The organism is Bacillus sp. ISL-47 (genome assembly GCF_018613175.1).
Classification (GTDB): Bacteria; Bacillota; Bacilli; order Bacillales; family Cytobacillaceae; genus Cytobacillus.
Genome location: NZ_JAGGQS010000002.1, coordinates 1 through 8,028, shown reverse-complemented (window position 1 = coordinate 8,028; position 8,028 = coordinate 1). Strand labels below are relative to the sequence as shown.

Sequence of the window (8,028 nt, the reverse complement as noted above, 5' to 3'; positions counted from 1 at the left end):
AGTAATTAAAACTAGTTTGTAAGATAACAAACTTTGCGAAAACGGCCTTAATATAAAAGAAGGGGCTTCACTCTATTTTTATGGGTAGGAAAAGGTAATCACACATTTTAACAGTCCTATTGCTATTGGCCGGCACAAACTTTTATTAATTTCATTTACTATATTAAAGTATTTTGCCTTAACTCTATGAAAATAATAAAAGGAAGGTGATATTAATGTTGAATGGACACAAAAGACGCGATAAAAGAAACGATTGTTATCCTAGTAATGCCAATTTAGCCGTGAGGCCTCCTGGTACAATACCAAAATTTGTTGATGAGCTTCCCATTCCAAAGGTTTTAAAACCTGTATCCCGAGGAGGTGATTATGACTATTATGAGGTAGAAATGAAGTGTGCCAGGCATAAATTCCATCGTGACTTAGGTGAAGCCGTAGTCTATGGCTATAATGGCATGTATCCCGGCCCTACCATTGAAGCAATGAAAGGTCGTACTGTTATGGTGAAATGGATTAATAATCTGCCATTAAAACACTTTTTGCCAGTGGATAAAACGTTAGATAGTGCAATTGATAGTCCTGAGGTCCGTACCGTTGTGCATCTCCATGGCGCCAACGTTGCTCCTGACAGCGATGGCCATCCTGATGCCTGGTTTACACGCAATTACGGAATAAGAGGTCCTAAATATAGCAGACAAGTTTATGAATACCCAAATCAGCAGCAGGCCACCACACTTTGGTATCATGACCATGCAATGGGAGTGACGAGACTCAATCTTTATGCCGGTCTGGCAGGTTTCTATCTTCTTCATGACTTTCACGAACAATGCCTTAATCTTCCTAAGGGGAAATATGATATCCCGCTCATGATACAAGATAAAACCTTTAGGGAAGACGGCTCCCTTTTTTACCCGCCAAATCCAACCCCATCAGCAAACCCTTCAGTCGTTCGTGCTTTTATTGGAAATACAATGGTGGTTAATGGAAAGGTATGGCCGTATCTGAATGTTGAACCAAGAAAGTACCGCTTTAGGATGCTAAATGCATCAAATACAAATGGCTTTACTTTCAAACTCAAAGACGAAGACTCAAACCTGCATCCCTTCTGGCAGATAGGGACGGATGGAGGGATGATTGAAGAATCTAAGCCGATTGAGAAATTTCCGCTCGATCCTGCTGAACGCTTAGATGTGATCATTGATTTTTCGAATTTAGCAGGTAAGACGATTACGCTTCGAACAGAAGAGTTGGATCTTGCAGGGAATCGGGAAACCTTTAAAGAAGAAGTTATGCAGTTTAGAGTAGGGCACAAATGTAAAGGTGTATGCGATGATGATATTGTATTACCTATGAAGCTGCGCGCTTTTGAAGAATTGGATCCTGATATGCTGGATCCAAAACCAAAAGTAAGAAGATTTGTCATGACTGAGGATCTTGATAAACAAGGAAGGCTCATGCTGACTATCAATCATAAAGACTTTAGAGATCCTGCTACAGAATTGCCTGAGTATGATAGTATCGAAGTTTGGGAATTAGCAAACCCTGTTTTCGTTCCCGGCAGACCTCTTGGCATTCCTCCAAACATTACTCACCCAATCCATCTTCATCTTGCCCAATTCCAAGTACTCAATCGACAGGAATTTAATGTAAATAATTTTAATACAAAGCAATGGATTCAAGATGGTACAGGCATTCAATTTGTGAGTGAAGAAGCTGAAGCCCCGGATCCAAGCGAGCTAGGCTGGAAAGATACTGTAAGAGTGGAGCCAGGTAAAGTAACGAGAATCGTAGTCCCTTTCAAAAATTATACAGGAGAATATGTATGGCACTGCCATATACTGGAGCATGAGGATCATGAAATGATGAGGCCATTGATCATTGTTGAAAGAAATTGTGAATAGGTAATTTCTTAATAATCTCTGTTTTTTTTCTTCAGGCGGGACGTAGTGGATTTAACAGATGTATGAGTTTACGGGAGCAAAAAGAAAAAGGACTGTGATAGTCCTTTTTCTTTGGTTAGAGTAAATCCTGGAGCAGAAATTAACCACTACTATCTTTTTTTAAATAGCTACAAAGCTTGCGAAAAATCTTAAAGTAAAAAGGCTTCCAGTTAATTGGCCGCATTTTTACTGTTATCGTTATTCAATTAATTTATATTAAAACTTTTTGTTATGAACCATGGAGAATGTTTTAAGAATTTCTAGGCTGCGTTAATCTCTGTGCTGATCTAACAGAATAGGGTTGCCGTCTGGGTCTTCAATTGTAAAACTGGCAGGCCCTTCGCTGGATTCATCTGCTTCAGTCAGTAGTTTGATTCCTTTTGCCTTAAGCTGTTTTTGCAGATCGCGAATGTCCGTGAACGAATCGAGATTGTTTGCATTTTCATCCCAACCCGGATTGAAGGTCAGAATGTTTTTCTCAAACATCCCTTGGAATAAACCAATTATGCAGCTTTCATTCTTCATAATTAGCCAATTTTGCGTAATGTCTCCGCCTAAGGCTTGAAACCCAAGAGTTTCATAAAATTCTTTTGATTTCTGAATGTCTTTTACACTTAAACTTACAGAGAATGCGCCTAGTTTCATATTTCCTCCTAGTTTCCTGATATAAGGTTTATTTGAAAGAATGCTCCACACAAGTTTAGTATAAATGAGTACCTTGGATTTAACAATATTCACCAAAAATAAGCGGGTGAGATGAAAGGAATTAGGGATTGGAGAGATACTTTTAAAAATCAGAAGCAACAAAAAGAACCCGTTTATTCAAAAGGTAAGTTTAGGGTGGTTTTTAAATAACAAGGGTCATTTCCCTGGACAAAGAGATGGGATTCATTGACGAAGGTCGAAAAGAAAAAGAATTCTCGAGGTTCAGAATTAGTTAAAAAGGACAATTCTAGTTACATAAAATAAAAGAGCACCCACAGGATGCGAATTTTGTTAGTGATCGTTATCAAGGAAAAAGAGTGCAAAAGATCGTTAATAGAACCAATCTTGTCAGCCTCTCAAGCATTCGTCCATCTCCTTTCTTCCTTTTTGTACACTCTTATCCTATCCATTTTTTGTTGAGCGAAGGTATCTTGGCTGTAAATTTATTGTTAATTATTTTAGAAAATTTGCAAAGGCGTCAGAGGAGACCGCCTTTTAACATGAAATAAAAAACCATGCTACCTTCTTCTATTTTTAGTGCAGCAAGTAAAGCCGGTTTGGATTTTCATATAGATATAAATTATCGTTGCTACAGTGCCTTCTTTGTTCCGCAGGTTCACCTTTGGACGGAGGCAATGAAGAAATTCCCTGTCACATCTGCACTGCGATCTGCCGCTATCTAAACATCTATCATGAGCTTTGCAGCAGGCATCCACACCGTTAATGGGAGCCCCCGGTCCGCTGCAGCCTGGTCCGCACCATCTGTAGCCTGGAAAAATACAACAAGACGATCGTCTTCTAGTCAAAATAAACCCCTCTTTTAATAGATTTTATATATACATATGGAAAAGCAGGTTTAGGGGTGTGATTACATACCTAGCAGGAACTATTAATTTCTTTTGATATAATTTAGGCAGAAGGGGGATTAGAGGAATGGAAAAGATTTATCTGGATTACAATGCCAGTACACCGGTAGCTGATGAAGTTGTGGATGAAATGAGACCTTTTTTAAACGATTTTTATGGTAATCCTTCCGCCCTCCATTGGGCAGGCAGACCTGTAAAAGAGAAATTAATGATTGCAAGGAATCAAGTAGCCAATCTCCTGTCTTGTTCACCAGACGAGATTATTTTTACAAGCGGCGGAAGTGAGGCTAATAATCTTGCATTAAAGGGATATTACTTTAAGCATCAAGGAAAAGGCGCTCATATTATTACTTCGAGGATTGAACATCCGGCTATTTTAAATCCATTGAGGTTTCTTGAACGTTTGGGTGCTGAGATCACAATGGTTGATGTAGACCAATATGGCATGGTTTCCCCTCAGGACATTGCAAATGCAATTAGGGAAGATACGATTCTCATTACCATTATGCATGCTAATAATGAAGTGGGGACCATACAGCCAATTGATGAAATTGGAGAAATCGCCAGAAGATACGATATTGCCTTTCATACAGATGCTTCCCAATCAGTGGGAAAAGTGCCATTAGATGTTGAGAAGATGAATGTGGATATGCTGACAATCGCTGGCCACAAGCTATATGCACCTAAAGGGATTGGTGCCTTATATCTTCGTAAAGGGATAGAAGTAGAGCCCCTCATCCATGGAGCTGGCCATGAATTTGGCTTGCGGGCCGGCACTGAAAATACTTTGCTGGCGGTTGGACTGGGGAAAGCATGTGAATTGGCACAGGAGTATTTAAAAGACACAAAGCTTGAGGAGTTAACGAATTACTTTTGGAATCAACTGAGGGACGCTTTTGGAAGCGAGGTCACCCTGAATGGCCATGAAAAAAGGCGATTGCCGAATACTTTGAATGTCAGCTTTGTCAATCGAATGGGCCAGGACATTTTAGATGCAATCCCCTTGCTTGCAGCCTCCACAGGCTCGGCTTGCCATTCCGGTAAAATAGAATTATCTCCAGTTTTAAGAGAAATGGGTGTTCCAGAAAATATTGGAATGGGAGCCATCCGATTTAGCCTTGGCAGGTATACAACCAAGGAGGAAATTGATCAGGTGGTTATTTGGTTAGGACGTTTTCTAAAAGATTGTTGTTTTTAAATAGATCTATGAATAAAAACATTGATAAATAAGGTTGGTTGATTGGAGCGCAAGGTGCGAGACTCCAGCGGGAGGTGTGGGACAGGTGAGACCCCACAGGCGCTGCGCGCCGAGGAGGCTCACCGCCCGCCCCGCGTTCGCTGAGCATCCTGGAGCGGAAATCAACCTCTCCTCACTACTTATTTGCGAAAACAGGCTTTGGTTAAAAGATACATTTTAAGGAAATGATCAGTATTTTTTAACACGATTTCTGTATCCAAAAACTTAATCTTATAAAAAAAGCTGCGTTTAGCTTATTGTTAACCTCTTAAGCTAATTCCGTGTAAAAAACCACCTTAACCACTATACTATAGGAGAAATCATTGTAATGGAGGAATACAGTATGCATATTGAAATGTGGACTGACTTTGCTTGACCTTTTTGCTATATTGGCAAAAGGCATCTGGAGGATGCCATTAAACAGATTGATCATCCGATTGAAGTCACGTATCGAAGCTTCGAGCTGGACCCGACAGCCGAACGGGATATAAAAGATAATATGTATGAAAAGCTGTCCAAAAAATATGGAATGAGTATTGCACAGGCTAAAGCGAATACTCAAAACATGGTACAAATGGCTAAGAATGCAGGGTTGGAATTTAATATTGATACAGTTGTTTTGACTAACACCTTCGACGCCCACCGTTTGACGATGTTTGCGAAAACGCAGGGGTTAATGAAAGAAATGACGGAACGGCTTTTAAAGGCTTATTTTACTGATTCCAAACATATTGGGGATCATGCTACCTTAACAGAGCTGGCCGTAGAGGTAGGGTTGGACCGAGATGCTGTAGAAAAAATGCTGGCTAGTGATGAGCTTGCCGACGCTGTTCGTGCTGATGAACAAACAGCACAGCAATATCGGGTCACAGGTGTTCCATTTTTCCTTATTAATAAAAAGTACGCTCTTTCTGGTGCACAGCCAACTGAGGCATTTGTACAAGCATTTGAAAAAGTCATTGCTGAAGATGAAATCACTATTTTAAACAACGAAAACGGTGTGATCTGTGATGATGATGGATGCGAAATTCCTCAAAAGAAAAACGACTGATTGCTGAAAATATATCATTAAGAACTAGTCTGCGTGTCCTTTTAAGGAGTAAATCGTAGGCTAGTTTTTATTAAAGGTTTCAACTTTTAAGGTGAGGTAAACGGATGGTTAATTTAATTAGCAGCCGGGCCTCCAATTTAATACAAAGCGATCAGCCCAATCATTTGGCATGAGAACGCTCATCAGAGCTCTTTTCCATCTTTCGCAGTATTAGCCATGCAATTAAGCTAATAACGATTAATACTCCTTCCAAAGAAAAAATATACCAGGGATAGGGACCGAGCACATCAAATAAACTCGGACTTTTTGGCTTGTGGCGCAAAAACCAATAATTCCCCTCTGCCCGTTTATTAACGAACAAGACCAGAGGCAAAAGAAGATTAATAAAGACGATTAATTTCATGAAGGATCGAAATGTAGGGTAGTAGCCTTTTGCCCATGTGAAATATAAGGTTACCCATACAACCATCAAATGCGCATAGAAAAAGTGAATAAATCGAAAGTGTGGAAAGCCGTATGTTAGTGCTGGGGTAATGATTGCCTGCGTAGCACCTAATAGGGCAATAAAAAAGATCAATTCAAAGTATATTTTTTTTCTTGTCACTAGTAAAAAGATACATAGTATAAGGGCGATATTACACAATTCCAAAGGCAAGGAACGGCCTGGTTTCCAGACTCCATTTGTATACATCCACGCATGATTCAGAATCTCAATCACTATTAAAGAAAAGGCTGCCCCTATTTCGGCTCTTCTGCATTTTTCATTACTTAATTTTGTTCGGCAAAGGAAAATAGCTGTTATACCAAGAATAAAGATGGCCAGGATAACAAAATGACTAACAGAAAAAAGATCAAAATTGAACGGTTTCTTACTGAGGCCAAACCACTCCATTAAACCCACCTCATATTTGAATTTAGAGCAAACATAAGATGTGCTTTTAAGGCCACTTTTATACGGTTATTTTTCCGATTTCTCCGTTTGGGAAAATAGGGTGAGTAGGATATCAAGCGATTATTCGTCTATAGGGATGATGTCAGCAATTTGGATAGGCTCCTGAGAAAAAAGGCAATAGAGATCGGTTGCAACACCATGAAGTTTAGTATTGCGAACTGATATTCCTTCGAAATCCTGACTCATTAGATTTTTACGAAACTTTGCATTTGCTTCTTCTTTGTTCAGAAGAATGGCCTTATCTTTCCAGGTAGGCTTTCTTTTTTTCGACCCTAAATAATCACAGTATTTGTCCCGTTCCTGCATAAACAAGTCATAAGATTCGAATTCCTTAAGAATCGGATCATCCATATATACTTTATAGATAAAACCGCGCACGGGCCTGTCATATTGAACGACTTTAGGCTCGCCATCCTCCCAAAACTCCGTTTCCGATTTTTCGATCACGGTCTCCGTTCCAATAGCAAAAGGTTTTGCTGCATTTACATCCGAAGTAAACCAAAATCCAATCGTATCGATACCATTGCTAAAATTTTGAACAACCGTTTCTTTCGTAAACGCTTCAAGTTTTCTTATAGATCCATGATAAACAATCATATGCATGCCTCCCATCATTAGGTTAACCAGATATCCGGTATTCAATGATGAAACTGGGAGGATTAAGCATTTTATTCATGCATTATTTGGCAGTTTGTTTTATTCATTTTATAAATTATGATTAACTGGAATTGAAGGAAAGGAGGCAATTTTAATGGGGAACATCATTAGCCAATTAAGGACCAATGAGCGATTCTATACTTATATATTAGCAGGAACTGTCGTTTGCTTAATCCTTTCTGTTATCGTTATGGCTTTTTCAAGAACTTTAAGTATCTGGTTAGTTGGTTTTTTCTTTACTCTTACTGTTTATCTTTATTATTTTCTGGGGGTAAATCCTTATTTTAAGGGAATGGTTTTTTCCATCTTACCTGTTTTGATTTCTGTCGTTATATTAGAATTCATCTCCTACTTGCCTATCCCTGAAAAATGGGAATGGCTGCTTGAAGGCAATAGCAGAGGGCGTGGCGGTGCGACTGAAGCAGTCTTTGCTTTATTCCTATATTTAGTTATTAAAATAACAGGTGTTAAGCCTTTTAAACATAGCGTTGATGAGTAAGATCTGATTTTCTTTTTGCTATGTTAAAGCTCTTTTTTGCACTCTGTTTATTGGAGCGGTAAACAAGGGTAAGTTTTACAGATTTTAATAATAAGGCTCTGTTAATTGGCCTGTTGATTTCCGC

Annotated in this window: 7 protein-coding genes; 4 read left to right on the top strand and 3 right to left on the bottom strand. The window is 39.2% G+C overall.

What is annotated here, in order from left to right; genetic code table 11:
• Positions 1–215: 215 nt before the first annotated feature.
• Entirely contained in the window at positions 216–1,898 is a 1,683-nt protein-coding gene (locus tag J7I93_RS00745) for a multicopper oxidase family protein (protein ID WP_214722529.1), read from the top strand.
• 309 nt (positions 1,899–2,207) lie between these two features.
• On the opposite strand, the gene J7I93_RS00740 is transcribed toward J7I93_RS00745, so the two are convergent.
• On the bottom strand, positions 2,208–2,582 hold the full coding sequence (locus J7I93_RS00740) for a VOC family protein (RefSeq protein WP_214722528.1): 375 nt from the start codon (positions 2,580–2,582) through the stop codon (positions 2,208–2,210).
• A gap of 993 nt (positions 2,583–3,575) precedes the next feature.
• On the opposite strand from J7I93_RS00740, the gene J7I93_RS00735 reads away from it, so the two are divergent.
• Positions 3,576–4,706: a cysteine desulfurase family protein gene (locus J7I93_RS00735; RefSeq protein WP_214722527.1), complete on the top strand. Its 1,131-nt coding sequence runs from the start codon at positions 3,576–3,578 to the stop codon at positions 4,704–4,706.
• Between the two features lie 427 nt (positions 4,707–5,133).
• Positions 5,134–5,796: a DsbA family oxidoreductase gene (locus J7I93_RS00730; RefSeq protein ID WP_214988615.1), complete on the top strand. Its 663-nt coding sequence runs from the start codon at positions 5,134–5,136 to the stop codon at positions 5,794–5,796.
• 160 nt (positions 5,797–5,956) lie between these two features.
• Here J7I93_RS00730 and J7I93_RS00725 read toward each other — a convergent pair whose 3' ends face one another.
• Complete coding sequence (locus J7I93_RS00725) at positions 5,957–6,688, bottom strand: YwaF family protein (RefSeq protein WP_214722526.1); 732 nt, start codon at positions 6,686–6,688, stop codon at positions 5,957–5,959.
• Positions 6,689–6,808: 120 nt separating this feature from the next.
• On the bottom strand, positions 6,809–7,345 hold the full coding sequence (locus J7I93_RS00720) for a hypothetical protein (RefSeq protein WP_214722525.1): 537 nt from the start codon (positions 7,343–7,345) through the stop codon (positions 6,809–6,811).
• A 154-nt stretch (positions 7,346–7,499) separates the two neighbouring features.
• On the opposite strand from J7I93_RS00720, the gene J7I93_RS00715 reads away from it, so the two are divergent.
• On the top strand, positions 7,500–7,904 hold the full coding sequence (locus tag J7I93_RS00715) for a hypothetical protein (RefSeq protein WP_214722524.1): 405 nt from the start codon (positions 7,500–7,502) through the stop codon (positions 7,902–7,904).
• Positions 7,905–8,028 lie beyond the last annotated feature (124 nt).

Excerpts from the sequence above, each read along its gene's own strand:
- J7I93_RS00720 (WP_214722525.1), bottom strand. The coding sequence starts at position 7,345 with ATGATTGTTTATCATGGATCTATAAGAAAACTTGAAGCGTTTACGAAA.
- J7I93_RS00740 (WP_214722528.1), bottom strand. The coding sequence starts at position 2,582 with ATGAAACTAGGCGCATTCTCTGTAAGTTTAAGTGTAAAAGACATTCAG.
- J7I93_RS00745 (WP_214722529.1), top strand. The coding sequence starts at position 216 with ATGTTGAATGGACACAAAAGACGCGATAAAAGAAACGATTGTTATCCT.
- J7I93_RS00715 (WP_214722524.1), top strand. The coding sequence starts at position 7,500 with ATGGGGAACATCATTAGCCAATTAAGGACCAATGAGCGATTCTATACT.
- J7I93_RS00725 (WP_214722526.1), bottom strand. The coding sequence starts at position 6,688 with ATGGAGTGGTTTGGCCTCAGTAAGAAACCGTTCAATTTTGATCTTTTT.
- J7I93_RS00735 (WP_214722527.1), top strand. The coding sequence starts at position 3,576 with ATGGAAAAGATTTATCTGGATTACAATGCCAGTACACCGGTAGCTGAT.